This is a genomic window from Kineosporia rhizophila, from assembly GCF_021277265.1.
Classification (GTDB): Bacteria; Actinomycetota; Actinomycetes; order Actinomycetales; family Kineosporiaceae; genus Kineosporia; species Kineosporia rhizophila.
In genome coordinates this window covers 69015-82769 of sequence record NZ_JAJSOH010000001.1, presented here as the reverse complement: position 1 = coordinate 82769, position 13755 = coordinate 69015, and the positions used below count along the sequence as shown (strand labels likewise).

Annotated in this window: 15 protein-coding genes and 1 pseudogene; 9 read left to right on the top strand and 7 right to left on the bottom strand. The window is 70.3% G+C overall.

Annotated elements, in window-relative coordinates:
- Nucleotides 1-136 precede the first annotated feature (136 nt).
- Nucleotides 137-1194 (top strand): annotated as a pseudogene (locus LWF15_RS38035) (NAD(P)-dependent alcohol dehydrogenase).
- 51 nt (nt 1195-1245) lie between these two features.
- Here the strand turns inward: LWF15_RS38035 and pta are convergent.
- On the bottom strand, nt 1246-3327 hold the full coding sequence (gene pta, locus LWF15_RS00355; RefSeq protein WP_232808270.1) for a phosphate acetyltransferase: 2082 nt from the start codon (nt 3325-3327) through the stop codon (nt 1246-1248).
- Nucleotides 3328-3712: 385 nt separating this feature from the next.
- Nucleotides 3713-5557, bottom strand: coding sequence for a DNA helicase RecQ (gene recQ, locus LWF15_RS00350; protein ID WP_232808269.1), 1845 nt, complete (start codon nt 5555-5557; stop codon nt 3713-3715).
- 116 nt (nt 5558-5673) lie between these two features.
- On the opposite strand from recQ, the gene LWF15_RS00345 reads away from it, so the two are divergent.
- Complete coding sequence (locus tag LWF15_RS00345) at nt 5674-6204, top strand: DnaJ family domain-containing protein (protein ID WP_232808268.1); 531 nt, start codon at nt 5674-5676, stop codon at nt 6202-6204.
- Here the strand turns inward: LWF15_RS00345 and LWF15_RS00340 are convergent.
- Complete coding sequence (locus LWF15_RS00340; RefSeq protein WP_232808267.1) at nt 6191-6352, bottom strand: hypothetical protein; 162 nt, start codon at nt 6350-6352, stop codon at nt 6191-6193. The genes LWF15_RS00345 and LWF15_RS00340 overlap by 14 nt on opposite strands.
- 211 nt (nt 6353-6563) lie before the next feature.
- Here LWF15_RS00340 and LWF15_RS00335 point away from each other — a divergent pair, with 211 nt between their 5' ends.
- Both LWF15_RS00335 and LWF15_RS00330 read left to right on the top strand, forming a co-directional pair.
- Nucleotides 6564-7526, top strand: a complete 963-nt coding sequence (locus LWF15_RS00335) for an ATP-binding cassette domain-containing protein (protein WP_232808266.1) — start codon at nt 6564-6566, stop codon at nt 7524-7526.
- 35 nt (nt 7527-7561) lie between these two features.
- On the top strand, nt 7562-8368 hold the full coding sequence (locus LWF15_RS00330) for an ABC transporter permease (protein ID WP_408622462.1): 807 nt from the start codon (nt 7562-7564) through the stop codon (nt 8366-8368).
- A 63-nt stretch (nt 8369-8431) separates the two neighbouring features.
- Here LWF15_RS00330 and LWF15_RS00325 read toward each other — a convergent pair whose 3' ends face one another.
- Complete coding sequence (locus LWF15_RS00325; protein WP_232808264.1) at nt 8432-8665, bottom strand: hypothetical protein; 234 nt, start codon at nt 8663-8665, stop codon at nt 8432-8434.
- A gap of 122 nt (nt 8666-8787) precedes the next feature.
- Between LWF15_RS00325 and LWF15_RS00320 the strand changes: the two genes are divergently transcribed.
- Genes LWF15_RS00320 through gvpU form a run of 3 tightly spaced genes read left to right on the top strand, consistent with a single transcriptional unit; the run spans nt 8788 to nt 10043 of the window.
- A complete protein-coding gene (locus tag LWF15_RS00320; RefSeq protein WP_232808263.1) occupies nt 8788-9108 on the top strand; it encodes a DUF3817 domain-containing protein in 321 nt (106 codons plus the stop codon).
- 40 nt (nt 9109-9148) lie between these two features.
- Nucleotides 9149-9547 carry a MerR family transcriptional regulator gene (locus tag LWF15_RS00315; RefSeq protein WP_232808262.1) on the top strand — a complete coding sequence of 133 codons (399 nt, stop codon included), beginning with the start codon at nt 9149-9151 and terminating at the stop codon, nt 9545-9547.
- A gap of 31 nt (nt 9548-9578) precedes the next feature.
- Entirely contained in the window at nt 9579-10043 is a 465-nt protein-coding gene (gvpU, locus tag LWF15_RS00310) for a gas vesicle accessory protein GvpU (RefSeq protein ID WP_232808261.1), read from the top strand.
- Between the two features lie 55 nt (nt 10044-10098).
- Here gvpU and LWF15_RS00305 read toward each other — a convergent pair whose 3' ends face one another.
- From LWF15_RS00305 to LWF15_RS00295, 3 genes are all read right to left on the bottom strand, one after another.
- A complete protein-coding gene (locus LWF15_RS00305; RefSeq protein ID WP_232808260.1) occupies nt 10099-10707 on the bottom strand; it encodes a calcium-binding protein in 609 nt (202 codons plus the stop codon).
- Between the two features lie 184 nt (nt 10708-10891).
- The gene (locus LWF15_RS00300; RefSeq protein ID WP_232808259.1) at nt 10892-11488 is read right to left on the bottom strand and encodes a calcium-binding protein; all 597 of its coding nucleotides are present in this window, start codon (nt 11486-11488) and stop codon (nt 10892-10894) included.
- A gap of 43 nt (nt 11489-11531) precedes the next feature.
- Nucleotides 11532-12047, bottom strand: a complete 516-nt coding sequence (locus LWF15_RS00295; protein ID WP_232808258.1) for an RrF2 family transcriptional regulator — start codon at nt 12045-12047, stop codon at nt 11532-11534.
- Between the two features lie 96 nt (nt 12048-12143).
- Between LWF15_RS00295 and LWF15_RS00290 the strand changes: the two genes are divergently transcribed.
- Complete coding sequence (locus LWF15_RS00290) at nt 12144-12881, top strand: SDR family oxidoreductase (protein WP_232808257.1); 738 nt, start codon at nt 12144-12146, stop codon at nt 12879-12881.
- Nucleotides 12878-13621, top strand: a complete 744-nt coding sequence (locus LWF15_RS00285; RefSeq protein ID WP_232808256.1) for an SDR family oxidoreductase — start codon at nt 12878-12880, stop codon at nt 13619-13621. The genes LWF15_RS00290 and LWF15_RS00285 overlap by 4 nt, the downstream gene beginning before the upstream one ends.
- Nucleotides 13622-13755 lie beyond the last annotated feature (134 nt).

Below are 13755 nucleotides of genomic sequence, written 5' to 3'. Positions count from 1 at the left end.
AGGGCGGGCGCATCTCACAGCACTGACGGCTGCGGTTCGCCGCTTATGGGCCCTCTGCCCGATCCGACAGTTGTCGTTTAAGGACTGGCGTGCTGGACAGCGCGTCGCTGTCGATGTCATGGGAAGAGGTAAACCAATGAAAGCCGTCCAGTACCGGAAGATCGGCCAGGGCCCCGAGGTCGTCGAGGTTCCCAAACCGCAGCCCGGTCCCGGTCAGGTCCTGCTGAAGGTCACGGCGGCCGGCCTCTGTCACTCCGACGAGGTCGTCATGTCCGCGCCGAACGCCCTGGGTTACGAACTGCCCATGACGCTGGGGCACGAGCCGGCCGGCATCGTCGAGGAACTCGGCGAGGGGGCCACCGGCATCGAGGTCGGTGCCCCGGTGATCGTGCACGGGTGCTGGGGCTGCGGAGTGTGCGAGATGTGCGCTGCCGGAAAGGAAATGCTCTGCCTGCGGGGCATGTCCCCCAGCCCTGAAGGGCCGGGAGGTGCCCCCACTCACCGGGCCTGGGCTCCGACGGTGCGATGGCCGAGTACATGATCGTGGACACCCCGCGCCGTCTGGTGCCGATCGGTGACCTCGACCCGGTGCGGGCCGCCTCGCTCACCGATGCCGCCCTGACCCCGTACCAGGCCATCCTCTCGGTGCTGCCCAAGCTCAGGGGCGGCAGCACCACGGTGGTGATCGGCGTGGGCGGGCTCGGGCACGTGGCGGTCCAGCTGCTGCGCGAGCTCACCGGCACCCGGATCATCGCGATGGACGTGACCCAGGAGAAGCTCGACCTGGCCAAGGAGTGCGGCGCGCACGAGGTTCTGCCGTCCGGGCCGGAGGCGGCCGAGGCGGTCAAGAAGCTGACCGGCGGCCGGGGTGCCCATGTGGTGTTCGACTTCGTCGGCCTCGACAAGACCAGTGAACTGGCCGTGGCCTGCGCCGGCGTCGAGTCGCACGTGGTGATCGTCGGCGCCGGAGGTGGCGGGGTGAAGATCGGCTTCCTGTCGGTGCCGTACAACACCACCGTCTCCACCTCGCTCTGGGGTGGCCGGGCCGAGCTGGGGCAGCTCGTGACCATGGCCCAGCGCGGCCAGATCCACATCCAGACGCGTACTTTCAGCCTGGACCAGGTGCCCGAGGCCTACCGGCTGCTGCACGAGGGCCAGATCGTCGGCCGGGCCGTGGGCGTGCCCTCGCTCTAGACCGGGTTCCGGAAGGTCGCTGCCCCAGCGACCTTCCGGTCGGCCTCGGCCTCAGGAGTCGCGCTGGGCGGCCTGGATCGCGGTGAGGGCGATCGTGTACACGATGTCGTCGACCAGGGCGCCCCGGGACAGGTCGTTCACCGGCTTGGCCAGCCCCTGCAGCATCGGGCCGATGCTGATCACGTCGGCGCTGCGCTGAACCGCCTTGTAGGTGGTGTTCCCGGTGTTCAGGTCGGGGAACACGAAGACCGTGGCCCGGCCGGCCACCGGGCTGTCCGGGGCCTTGCTGCGGGCGACCGAGGAGATGGCGGCCGCGTCGTACTGCAGTGGGCCGTCGGCCAGCAGTTCCGGGGCGCGCTCGTGCACGATCCGGGTGGCCTCGGTGACGGCCGCCACGTCGGTGCCCGAGCCCGAGCTGCCGGTGCTGAAGCTGATCATCGCCACCCGCGGCTCGATCCCGAAAGCCTCGGCCGAGCGCGCACTCTGGATCGCGATGTCGGCCAGCTGCGACGGTGTGGGGTTGGGGTTGACGGCGCAGTCGCCGTAGATGACCACCTCGTCGGGCAGGCACATGAAGAACACCGACGAGACCAGTTCGGCCCCCGGGGCGGTGCCCAGCAGTTGCAGGGCCGGGCGCACGGTGGCGGCGGTGGTGTGCACGGCGCCGGCCACCAGACCGTCCACCTCGTCCAGCCGCAGCATCATGGTGCCGAGCGTGATCGGGTCGGTCAGCTCGTCCTGGGCCCGCTCCGGGGTCATCCCCTTGTGCTTGCGGGCCTCGACCATCTTGTCCACGTACCGCTGGTCCACGTGCGTCGGGTCGATGATCTCCAGCCCATCGGGCAGTTTCAGCCCAAGGCCCTCGGCCTGCTTGCGCACCTCCTCCTCGGGAGCCAGCAGGACGCACTGGGCGATACCGCGCTGCTGGCACATCACGGCCGCGCGCAACGTGCGCGGTTCGCTGCCCTCGGGCAGGACGATCCGCTTCTTCACCGCCCGCGCCCGCATGGTCAGCCGGTGCCGGAACGCAGGCGGGCTGACCCGGGTCAGGTGGGTGGCCTGCGGCAGGTCGGCCATCCAGCCCGGGTCGAGCGACGCGGCCACCGTGGCGGCCGCCATCCGGGCCCGCTCGCGGTCGTCGGAGGGGATCTCCGGGTCGAAAGAGTTCAGCGTGAGCGCGGTCTCGTAGCTGTAGCCGTCGGTCACCAGGATCGGCAGACCGGTCGCGGCGGCGGGCTTGCACAGCTCCCACACCCGCGGGTCCGGCTCGATGCCCACGGTCAGCAGCAGGCCGGCCAGCCGCACCCCGTTCATCGCGGCCAGGCAGACCGCCAGGATCACGTCGTGCCGGTCACCCGGGACCACCACCAGGCGGCCCTCGCGCAGCAGCGGCAGCATGCCCGGCACCGACTGCGCGGCGATGATGATGTCCTTCACCCGGCGCCCGGACTCGCCCGGGCTGAGCACCTTCACGTTCAGCCCGGAGACCAGGTCGCTGGTGCGCGGCCAGGTCAGCTCCTCCTTGGCCGGCACCGCCCCGGCCAGCCGCAGCCCCACGTCGGCCAGCGCGTGGTGCAGTTCGGCCTTCTGCTGCGGCGTGGAACCGGTGACCCGGTTGACGATCGCGCCGATCACCCGGTCGTGCTCACCCCCGCGGTAGGTCTGCGCGGTGATCGACATCGAACCGGCCGTCCGGGACACGTCACCGTCCACGTCGGCCCCGCTGACCAGCACCACGTCCGCGTCGAAGGCCTTGGCCAGGGCCAGGTTCACCCGGCCGGAGTAGACCCCGCCGGCGCCGCTGGCCAGGCCCTCCACGACCACCACGTCGTGCTCGGCCAGGAGCGGCTCGGCCGCCTCGACCGCCTGCTGCATCAGCACGTCGAGGCTGTTCTCGCTGAGCAGCTGCTCGGCCTGCTTGGCCGGGATCGGCTCCGGCGGTTCCAGGGTGGAGATCAGCCGGATCAGCGCGGTCGAGGTGTCGGCCACGTCGCCGCGCTCGCGGAACTGGGCCAGCGGCTTGTAGAAGCCGACGTCCACCCCGCGCTGCTGCAACGCCGCGACCACGCCGAGACACGTGGTGGTGAGTCCGGAGCCGTGTCCGGTGGGGACCATCAACAGGGTGCGGGTCATCGAGCACTCCAAATTACGGGCGGCGCACTGCTCGCGGTTCAGCCTGCCGTGTGGATGGCCCCCTCGCCCTCCGGCCTGGCGAGCAGATGTCTGGACAGGACGTTATCGAGGGGCCGGAGGTCCTGGGACACCCGGGCCCCCTGTCCCGGGCCCGAGTTCCGTGATCATCGGCACCAGCGTGGCGTTCACTACTCCCGCCCACCCGCCCAACCGGCCCCGGCGAACCCCGACCGTGGTCCCCGGCCACCGACGTCCGTTAATTGACCGGCCACCCTGTTCCGGCGACCCGACCGCCCATCGCCGGCCACCCCCGTCCGCAATCGCCCGCCACCTCGGGCCGCGACCCGACTGCGGCCGGTGGCCACCGGCGTCTGTTGTTTACGCTCTACTCCGAAGCCAGCGCCTCCAGCACCTGCTCCCCGTAGCGTTCCAGTTTGGCCTGGCCCACCCCGTCGACCGTGCCCAGCGCGCTCAGGGTGGCGGGGCGCTGGGTGGCGATCTGCCGCAACGTCTTGTCGTGGAAGATCACGTAGGCGGGCAGCCCCTGCTCCTTGGCCACCCCCGCGCGCCAGGCCCGCAGCCGCTCGAACACCGGCGCGGCCTCGGGCGGCAGTTCCACCACGGGCTTCTTCGACGAGCCCCCGGACGAGCCACCGGACGAACGGGCCGCCTTCTCCGGCTCGCGGCGCATCATCACCTCGCGCTCGCGGCGCAGCACCCCGGCGCTGCCCTCGGTGAGCGTGAGAGTGCTGTACTCACCCTCGACCGCGAGCAGGTTGTTGGCCAGCAACTGCCGCACCACCCCGCGCCACTGCGACTCGCTCAGCTCGGTGCCGATGCCGAACACGCTGAGCTGGTCGTGCCGGAACTTGGCCACCTTCTCGGTCTTCCTGCCCAGCAGGATGTCGATCGACTGCCCGGCGCCGAACTTCTGGTTCCGCTCGCTCTGCAGCCGGTACACCGTGGACAGCAGCTTCTGCGCCGGCACGGTGCCGTCCCAGGTCTGCGGCGGGTTCAGGCAGGTGTCGCAGTTGCCGCACGGTTCGGCCTGCTCGCCGAAGTAGTTGAGCAACCGGGTGCGCCGGCAGTCGACCGTCTCGCACAGCGCCAGCATCGCGTCGAGATGGGTGGACAGCATGCGGCGGTGGGCCAGGTCGCCCTCCGATCCGTCGATCATGCGGCGCTGCTGCACCACGTCGTTCATGCCGTAGGCCATCCACGCGGTGGAGGGCAGACCGTCGCGTCCGGCCCGGCCGGTCTCCTGGTAGTAGCCCTCGATCGACTTGGGCAGGTCGAGGTGGGCCACGAACCGCACGTCGGGCTTGTCGATCCCCATGCCGAAGGCGATCGTGGCCACCATCACCAGGCCGTCCTCGCGCAGGAACCGCGACTGGTTGGTGGCCCGCACCCGCTGGTCGAGGCCGGCGTGGTAGGGCAGGGCGGGGATGCCGGCCGCACTCAGCGTCTCGGCCGTCTTCTCCACCGAGGCCCGGGACAGGCAGTAGACGATGCCCGCGTCGCCGTTGTGCTCGGTGCGCAGCAGATCGAGCAGTTGCTTGGTGGGGGAGTTCTTCGGCACGATCCGGTACTGGATGTTGGGCCGGTCGAAGCTGGCCACGAAATGCCGGGCCTGGCGCAGGTTCAGCCGTTGGGCGATCTCGTCGTGGGTGCGTGAGGTGGCGGTGGCGGTGAGCGCGATCCGGGGCACGTCGGGCCAGCGCTCGTGCAGCATCGACAGGGCCAGGTAGTCGGGCCGGAAGTCGTGCCCCCACTGGGCCACGCAGTGCGCCTCGTCGATCGCGAACAGGGCGATGTTGCCCCGCTCGAGCAGCCGCCAGGTGGCCGAGGTGCCGCCGCCGAGCGCCTCGGGAGCCAGGTAGAGCAGGTCGAGTTCGTCGGCCAGGAAAGCCTTCTCGACCTCGCGCCGGGTCTCGTAGTCCTGGCTGGAGTTGAGGAAGCCGGCTCGCACCCCGAGCGCCTGCAGGGCGTCGACCTGGTCCTGCATGAGGGCGATCAGCGGTGAGATGACGACGCCGACGCCGGGCCGCACCAGGGCGGGGATCTGGTAGCACAGTGACTTGCCGCCGCCGGTGGGCATCAGCACCAGTGCATCGCCGCCGCCGACCACCTGGTCGACGATCTCGCGCTGGCTGCCGCGGAACGAGTCGTAACCGAACACCCGGTGCAGCACCTCGAGAGCCGGGTCTGTCGTCGCCTCGGTAGCAGTCACCCGGGCGATTGTAGTTGTGGTGCCGCCGGGCCCGGGCGGGCTGTGGAAAAGCCGTCCGGGCCGGGAACACGCCGGGGCGGACAGCGTTGAACCTCAGGGATGCCGAGGGGAGCCTCATGACCGAGAAGAAGCCCGCCCACATGCGGCACGAGGACTGGGTCGAGCGTCAGTTGCGCGAGGCCCGCGAGCGCGGCGCCTTCGACAACCTCGACGGCCACGGCAAGCCGCTGCGCAGTCTGGACCGCCCGTTCTCGGCCGAGCAGTGGGCCCGCGACTGGGTCGAGCGTTCCGGCGGTGACCTGCAGGCTCTGCTGCCGCCCCTGCTGATCCTGCGCAAAGAGCGGGCGGCGTTGCTGCAGGCCCTGCCCACCATCGGCTCGGAGCAGGTGCTGCGCGAGACGGTCGCCGACTTCAACGCACGGCTGCTCGATCAGTACCGACGCCCGATGGACGGGCCGTTGATCGCGGTCGGCGTGCTCGACGCGGACGAGACGGTGGCGCTCTGGCAGCAGGCCCGCCCCGAACCGGAACCGGTTCCTGAACCGACGCCGCCGACCGCGCGACCGGGCCTGTTCGCCCGGGTGCGCACCCTCGTCCTGAATCGGAGAGGGCGCGCGCCCGGGGCGGATCCGTTCAGGACAGATTGAGCCGGGTGACGCCGGCGTCCACCTCGTCGTCGGAGGTGTCGTGCTCGTGGCTGCGCCACGCGCCCCGTTCGCTCGGGCGGGTCGGCATCGCGGCGTCGTCCGGGCCGATTTCGTCCCAGTTCAGATGGTCGGGCGGGCCTAGCGACATCATCGTCCTCCCTTACTGGCGGTGAGTTCACGCTACGCCTGGTGGAGAATTCGCAGGCGCCGGGACACCCGTCCGGTCTACTCTGCCCCTTGACCTCGAGACGGGTTCAGGAATCAGGCTGGACACCGATGAGAAACGGCTGCGAGGCCGGTCCTTACTGACGCACCCGCGTGGGTGCCGCGTTGGTGCCGATCGATTCGGGAGGGGTGCGATGACCGACCTGGCTATCGAAACAGCCGGTCTGGTAAAGGTTTTCGGAGACATGCGGGCCGTCGACGGGGTGGATCTGCAGATCCCCACCGGAGGTGTGTACGGGGTGCTCGGTCCCAACGGGGCCGGCAAGACCACCACCATCCGGATGCTGGCCACACTGCTGAACCCGGACGGCGGCACCGCCACCGTGCTCGGCCACGACGTGGTGCGCGAGGCCGCCGAGGTCCGCGCCCGGGTGGCCATGACCGGTCAGTTCGCCTCGCTCGACGAGGACCTGACCGGCCTGGAGAACCTGATTCTGCTGAGCCGGCTGTACGGCTACGGGCGCTCGGCGGCGAGGGCCCGGGCGAGCGAGCTACTGGCCGCGTTCGACCTCAGCGACGCGGCCAGCAAACAGGTCAAGGCCTACTCCGGAGGTATGCGCCGGCGCATCGACATCGCCGGCAGCATCGTCGTGCGGCCCGACCTGATGTTCCTCGACGAGCCGACCACGGGTCTCGACCCGCGCAGCCGCAACCAGGTCTGGGAGATCGTCCGGGCCCTGGTCGGGGCGGGCACCACGATCCTGCTCACCACCCAGTACCTGGAGGAGGCCGACCAGCTGGCCGACCGGATCGCGGTGATCGACCACGGCCGGGTGATCGCCGAGGGCACGAGCGGTCAGCTCAAGGCCTCGGTCGGGTCCGGGGCGGTCCGGGTCCGGGTGGCCGATCCGGCCGACCGCGACGCGGTGGCCCGGCTGCTGGGGGAGTCGCTCGGCGCCGAGCCGGTGCTGGAGTCCGACCCGGCCTCGATCTCGCTGCGCGTCTCCGACCCCACCGCGGTGGCCGGGGCCCTGCAGCGGGTCGGCGACCACGGCCTGGTGATCAGTGAGTACTCGCTCGGCCAGCCCAGTCTCGACGAGGTGTTCCTGGCCCTGACCGGCAAGCCGGCCGAAGAGACGCAGGAGGTGCCGGTATGAGCACCGGTGAGGCAGTCCGGCCCGTCCCCACCACGATGGACGCGAAAATCGTGGCCGCGCTGGGCTCGTCCGAGCGACCGCCCCGGGCCGGGGCGGTCAGCTCCTCGCTGACCTTCGGCTGGCGGGCCCTGCTGAAGATCAAGCACGTGCCCGAGCAGCTCTTCGACGTGACCATGTTCCCGATCATGTTCACGCTGATGTTCACCTACGTGTTCGGCGGCGCGGTCTCCGGCTCGCCGAAGGAGTACCTGCAGTACGCGCTGCCCGGCATCCTGGTCCAGAGCATCATCTTCATCACCATCTACACGGCGATGACGATCAACCAGGACATCGAGAAGGGCGTCTTCGACCGGATCCGCTCGCTGCCCGTCTGGCGTCCGTCCCTGCTGGTCGGGGCCCTGCTCGGCGACACCCTGCGCTACCTGATGGCCTCCACCATCGTGCTGCTGGTGGGGGTGCTGATCGGTTACCGGCCCCCGGGCGGCCTTTTCGGCCTGGTCGGGGCGGTGGGGCTGCTGCTGGTGTTCTGCTTCTCGCTCAGCTGGATCTGGCTGATCCTGGGGCTGAAGGTGCGCACCCCCAACGCGGTGATGGGCATCTCGATGATGGTCCTGTTCCCGCTCACCTTCGTCAGTTCGGTGTTCGCCCCGCCGGAGACGATGCCGGGCTGGCTGCAGGCCTTCGTCGACGTCAACCCGGTCACCCTGCTGGTCGAGGCGGCCCGGGGCCTGATGAACGACAACCCCGACTCCGGCGACATCCTCTTCGTGCTCGGCGCCTCGGTCGTGGTCACCGCGATCTTCTCGCCGATCGCGCTGCGGATGTACAACCGCAAGTCCTGACCACGCGGACGAGGCCCCTCATCCGCGCGGCGGATGAGGGGCCTTCGCGCTGCCCGCTGTCAGTCAGGCGGCCCGGGGCGGGTCGGAGTCACGCCACTCGCGGTCGGCGTCCACGTAGGCGGTCAGCCAGCCACCGGCCGGGTAGACGCCCACCACGACCCGGTTCTCGTGCCAGCCGCAGCCGACGGTGAGGGCCCCGGCGTCGGTGATCTCGATGTTCTGCGCGTCGTTGTAGAAGTCGGCGCTGGAGGTGCGGCCGTGGCCGTTGTGCCGGGCCAGAATCACGGTGACTGACATGCTGTGATCGTAGTATCGCTCACCGTGACACGCTCCGGGCGACACCTGAACGGCCCATCCGGGGGTTCCCCGCGGGCGGCGCGAGCATGGTCACATCGCCCGGTCTGCCAGAATTCCCGGTCATGAGTTCCCGCGTGGTCACTGCCTTCCGCGTCGTCGCCTTCGCCGAGGCGGTCAGCTGGCTCGGCCTGCTGATCGGCATGTTCGTCAAGTACGTGCCCGAGACGACCGAGGCCGGGGTGCAGATCTTCGGGCCGATCCACGGCGGGGTGTTCATGGTCTACGTCGTGCTGACCCTGGTGGTCTCACGCATCCAGCGCTGGTCGGTGCTCACCACGCTGATCGCGCTGGCCGCCTCGATCCCGCCGTTCGCCACCGTGGCCTTCGAGCTCTGGGCGAAGAAGACCGGCAAGCTCGAGCAGCCGGCTCTCGTCACCGCCTGACCTCGGCCCCCCGAACCTGACGTCCATGTTAGGTTCGGGTATGCGTATCGGAGAAGTGGCGGCCCGGTCCGGGGTCAGTGTGCGTTCGCTGCGGTACTACGAGGAGCAGGGCCTGCTGCATTCCGAGCGCAGTCCGAGCGGGCAGCGGCACTACGCCGAGGCCGCGGTCGAGCGGGTGAACCTGATCCAGTTGCTGTTCGCCGCCGGGCTCTCCAGCCGGACCATCCAGGAACTGCTGCCCTGCACGGTCACCGGCGTGGCCACCGACGGAACCCGGGCCCTGCTGCTGGCCGAGCGGGACCGGATCGACCGGCAGATGGCCGATCTGGCCACGGTCCGGGCCAAACTCGACCAGATCGTCGACGTGGCCCTCGACCCCAGCCAGCCCTGCGCCTCCGCCACCGTCCCCGCCCCGGCGGAAAAGGCCCTTGTGGCTTGAGGTCCGGCGGTTCGCTGCCGAACACTGCGGTATGACGGACGACACGATGGCGATCGGGACGATGATGCTGGAGGCGGCGCCGCCGGTCTCGGGCGACCCGATCCTGCGGCTGTTCGCCAGCATCGCCGAGCAGGCCTCGTTCGACCTCGGGATCACCGTGTCGGTGGACGGCGCCCTGGTCACCGGAGTGCTGGTGGGGCAGGACGAGTGGCTGCGGCTGCTGGGCCAGACCCTGGACGGCGGTGAGTCGATCGCGACGTCGCTGCGCCGCTACCTGGACAAGGGTTTTCACGAGGCGGTCACCGAGGTGATCGAGCCGCTGCGCGAGGACCCGCAGCCCGAGGAGTACGAGTACCTGCACCTGCGTAACGCCCGCTACGTGATGGGGGAGTCGTTCGTGCCGACTCCGCCGACCGAGCCGGTGCTCTGGCGGGGCCGGATCGATCACATCTCCGGCTGGAGCTGGGGAACCGTCTCGGCCCACGCCACGGCCTGAGACCAGGAACGCCCGGCTGCTCAGGCAGCCGGGCGTCCTTCGTGTCGCGGGTGGATCAGTTGGGCAGGTTGCCCTGGTAGATGTAGTTGCGGCCGCTGCCGCCGACGAGCTTGTCCTTGCCGCCCTCGCCGCCGATCACGTCGCTGCCGGCGTCGCCGTAGATCTTGTCGTTGCCCGCACCGCCGGTGAGGATGTCGTTCCCCGTGCCGCCGCGGATGGTGTCGACGCCCGCGTCACCGGTGACGATGTCCAGGCCGGCGTCGCCGTAGATCTTGTCGTTGCCCTTGCCGCCGAGGATGACGTCGTCGCCGCTGCCGCCCCAGATCGAGTCGTTGCCCGAGTCGGCCAGGATCTGGTCGACCCCGCCCTCGCCGTAGATCTTGTCGTTACCGGCGTTGCCCGCGATCAGGTCGTCGCCGTTGCCCGCGCAGATGATGTCGTTGCCGCCGCGGCCCTCGATGTAGTCCACTCCGCCCCGGGCGACGAAGACGTCGACGCCGCCGGTGCCGACCAGCGAGTCGTCACCGTTGGTGCCGATCACTGTCGCGGTCTTGCCGCCGCACTTCAGCGTGGCCGCCTGCGCGGGGCCGGCAGCACTCAGCACCAGGCCGCCGAGAACGGTGGCGGACAGGCCGAGGACCGCGAAACGCTTGCGCCCGTTCAACAAACTGCTGCTCCCTGAATTCGTCCGGGTCCGGCTCCGGGCCCGGGCTGCAGCTGTCACGTCGATCAGCTGTCACACCGTGGGCCGAACCCACGGCAGTGTGACGCTACTGATCGGTCACAAAAGCCGCGGTGTTATGCGCTGTGACCTGATCCACAGTTTCCGCACCGCCTTGCCAACGATGTCAGCGCGGCCCGTCACCCTGGTGCTCGGAGTTCGCCCCGGCACCGCCGTCGAGCTTGTCCCGGCCGGCGCCTCCGGCCAGGTAGTCCGCACCCGGACCACCCTGGAGGGTGTCGTTGCCGGCGTTGCCGAGCAGGTCGTCCACCCCGTCGCCGCCCGAGATGGTGTCGTTCCCGGTGCCTCCGGAGAGGTCGTCGGAGCCGGAGTTGCCGTAGATCCGGTCGTTGCCGGCGCCGCCCACCACGGTGTCCACGCCCGATCCGGCCCACAGCCGGTCGTCGCCGGAGTTGCCGCTGACCAGGTCGACCCCGCTCTCCGCCTGGACGCGGTCGTCACCGGTACCGCCGGCGACCACGTCGTTGCCGGAGCCGGCGCAGATCAGGTCGTCGCCGCCCCGGCCCTCGACGAAGTCGTTGCCGGCCCGGCCGACGATGACGTCGACCCCCTCGGTGCCGATCAGGGTGTCGGCGCTGTCGGTGCCGACCATGGTGGCTCGCTTGCCCTGGCACTTGGGTACGGCGGCCTCGGCCGGGGCGGTGAGGCCGATGATGAAGGCACCGGCCACGGTGGCCACGGCGATTCGCTTACCCAAGGTCATGAGCATCTCCCTCGATCGGTTCGCTTGACCCGCCGAGGCTAGCTCACGAATTGGTAACGACGCCCGGTCCGCCCTGCTCGCCCGGCCGCCCGCTGAGCCAGCCGGTCAGGCGCCCGGCGTGGGCGGGGCTGAACTTGGCGGCCACCTCGCCGGCCAGGTCGAGCACGGTGACGGCGCGCAGTGACTCGCGCCAGGCCTTCTCGGCCGCGGCCATCGTGCGGGCGATGCCGCACGGCTCCAGGCACTGCTCGGGCGGGGTGGCCAGCGGGCCCCGTTGCCGGATCTCGGTGCAGACGAAGGCGGGCCGGGAGCCGTCGACGGCGCGGACGATGTCGAGCACGGTGATCTGGCCGGGGGGCCGGCCCAGCACGTAACCGCCGTCCTTGCCCTGCACCGACTTGATGATCGTGGCCCGGGACAGCGCCTGCAGCTGCTTGGCCAGGTAACTGCCGGACACGTCGTGGAACTCGGCCAGCCGGGCGGCCGGCACCGGACGCTCGGCGGCGGTGAGCACCACGCAGCAGTGCACCGCCCACTCGACGCCGTCGGACATCTTCATCCGCACATCGTAGTTGACTCGGACCGAATGTGTCCGAGTAAGGTTGAGGTACTCGGACACAAACGATCCGAGTTAGCCGGTGAAAGGTGATGGGTCATGAAGGTCGTCGTGCTCGGCGGTAGCGGTCTGGTCGGTTCCCAGGTGGTCGGCATCCTCGGTGGGCAGGGGCACGAGGTGCTCGCGGCCTCGCCCTCCACCGGGGTGAACACGCTGACCGGCGAGGGGGTCGAGGCGGCCCTGGCCGGCGCCGAGGTGGTCGTCGACGTGACCAACACGGCCGACTTCTCCCAGGCCCGCGCGTTCTTCACCACCTCGACCGTCACCCTGCTCAAGGCCGCCGAGGCGGCCGGGGTCAAACACCTGGTGGCGCTCTCGATCGTCGGTGTCGACACCGTGCCGGACAGCGACAGCGGCTACCTGCAGGCCAAGGTGGCGCAGGAGCAGCTGATCGAGGCCGGGGCGGTGCCCTACACGATCGTCCGGGCCACCCAGTTCTTCGAGTTCGCCCAGGGCATCGCCGGCATGTCCACCGGCGAGGACGGCAAGGCCCACCTGTCCACCGCCTACATCCAGCCGATCGCCGCCTCCGAGGTGGCCCGGATCGTGGCCGAGGTGGCGGTCGGGCAGCCGCGGCAGGGGCACGTCGACATCGCCGGTCCGCAGCGATTCGGCCTGGACGAGTACATCCGGCTGGCCGTGCCGGAGATCGAGGTGGTGACCGACGAGAGTGCCGGTTACGCCGGTGTGCAGCTGCAGCCGACCACGCTCGTCCCGGTCGGCGAGGCCGTGCTGTCCGAGGTCACCCTGGCGGCCTGGCAGGAGGCGCAGCGATGAGGATCGCGGTCGCCGGGGGCACCGGCACGGTGGGCCGGCACGTGGCCGACGCCGTCACCGAGCGCGGGCACGAGCTGGTCCTGCTCACCCGCTCGGCCGGGGTCGACCTGGTCAGCGGCGAAGGGCTGGACCTGACCGGGGTGGACGTGGTCGTCGACGTCACCTCGAAGATGACCCAGAAGGCGGCCGAGGCACAGGCCTTCTTCGGTGCGGTCACCCGCAACCTGCTGGCCGCCGAGCAGGTGGCCGGGGTCCGGCACCACCTGGTGCTCTCGATCGTCGGCATCGACACCTCGCCCAGCGCCTACTACACCGGGAAGCTGCTGCAGGAGAAACTGGTTCAGGCCGGTGAGGTGCCCTGGACGATCCTGCGGGCCACCCAGTTCCACGAGTTCGCCACCCAGATCCTGGGCGTGATCGGGGTGGGGCCGCTGCACCTGATCCCGGTGATGCGCAACGAGCCGGTCGCCGCCCGCGAGGTGGCCGGGCACCTGCTTGACCTGGCGCTGAAGCCCGCAGCCGGGCGGGTGCCCGACCTCGGGGGCCCGCAGGAGGAGAAGATGGTGGACATGGTCCGCGCCTATCTGAAGCACACCGGCAGAACCGGTTTCGTGCTTCCGGTGCCGGTTCCCGGCGCCTCCGGGAAGGCCATGCGCAATGGCACCCTGGTCACCGGGCCGGGTGCCGTTCACGGCCGGCAGACCTACGCGCAGTGGCTGGCCGAGCAGCCTCAGGGGTAAATGTCCGGCCCGCAGCACTGCCCCGGATCGTTCCCGGCGCTTAGCCTGACTCGGCAACGATGTGGTTGACGGGCGGAGGGTGAGCGGCATGTGGGCTTATCGGCTGGCGGGTCCGGGACGGTTCGAACGGTGCT

Excerpts from the sequence above, each read along its gene's own strand:
- LWF15_RS00300 (WP_232808259.1), bottom strand. The coding sequence starts at position 11,488 with ATGACCTTGGGTAAGCGAATCGCCGTGGCCACCGTGGCCGGTGCCTTC.
- LWF15_RS00340 (WP_232808267.1), bottom strand. The coding sequence starts at position 6,352 with ATGTCGCTAGGCCCGCCCGACCATCTGAACTGGGACGAAATCGGCCCG.
- LWF15_RS00335 (WP_232808266.1), top strand. The coding sequence starts at position 6,564 with ATGACCGACCTGGCTATCGAAACAGCCGGTCTGGTAAAGGTTTTCGGA.
- LWF15_RS00295 (WP_232808258.1), bottom strand. The coding sequence starts at position 12,047 with ATGAAGATGTCCGACGGCGTCGAGTGGGCGGTGCACTGCTGCGTGGTG.
- LWF15_RS00290 (WP_232808257.1), top strand. The coding sequence starts at position 12,144 with ATGAAGGTCGTCGTGCTCGGCGGTAGCGGTCTGGTCGGTTCCCAGGTG.
- LWF15_RS00315 (WP_232808262.1), top strand. The coding sequence starts at position 9,149 with ATGCGTATCGGAGAAGTGGCGGCCCGGTCCGGGGTCAGTGTGCGTTCG.
- LWF15_RS00285 (WP_232808256.1), top strand. The coding sequence starts at position 12,878 with ATGAGGATCGCGGTCGCCGGGGGCACCGGCACGGTGGGCCGGCACGTG.
- pta (WP_232808270.1), bottom strand. The coding sequence starts at position 3,327 with ATGACCCGCACCCTGTTGATGGTCCCCACCGGACACGGCTCCGGACTC.
- LWF15_RS00345 (WP_232808268.1), top strand. The coding sequence starts at position 5,674 with ATGACCGAGAAGAAGCCCGCCCACATGCGGCACGAGGACTGGGTCGAG.
- LWF15_RS00325 (WP_232808264.1), bottom strand. The coding sequence starts at position 8,665 with ATGTCAGTCACCGTGATTCTGGCCCGGCACAACGGCCACGGCCGCACC.
- LWF15_RS00320 (WP_232808263.1), top strand. The coding sequence starts at position 8,788 with ATGAGTTCCCGCGTGGTCACTGCCTTCCGCGTCGTCGCCTTCGCCGAG.
- LWF15_RS00330 (WP_408622462.1), top strand. The coding sequence starts at position 7,562 with ATGGACGCGAAAATCGTGGCCGCGCTGGGCTCGTCCGAGCGACCGCCC.
- gvpU (WP_232808261.1), top strand. The coding sequence starts at position 9,579 with ATGACGGACGACACGATGGCGATCGGGACGATGATGCTGGAGGCGGCG.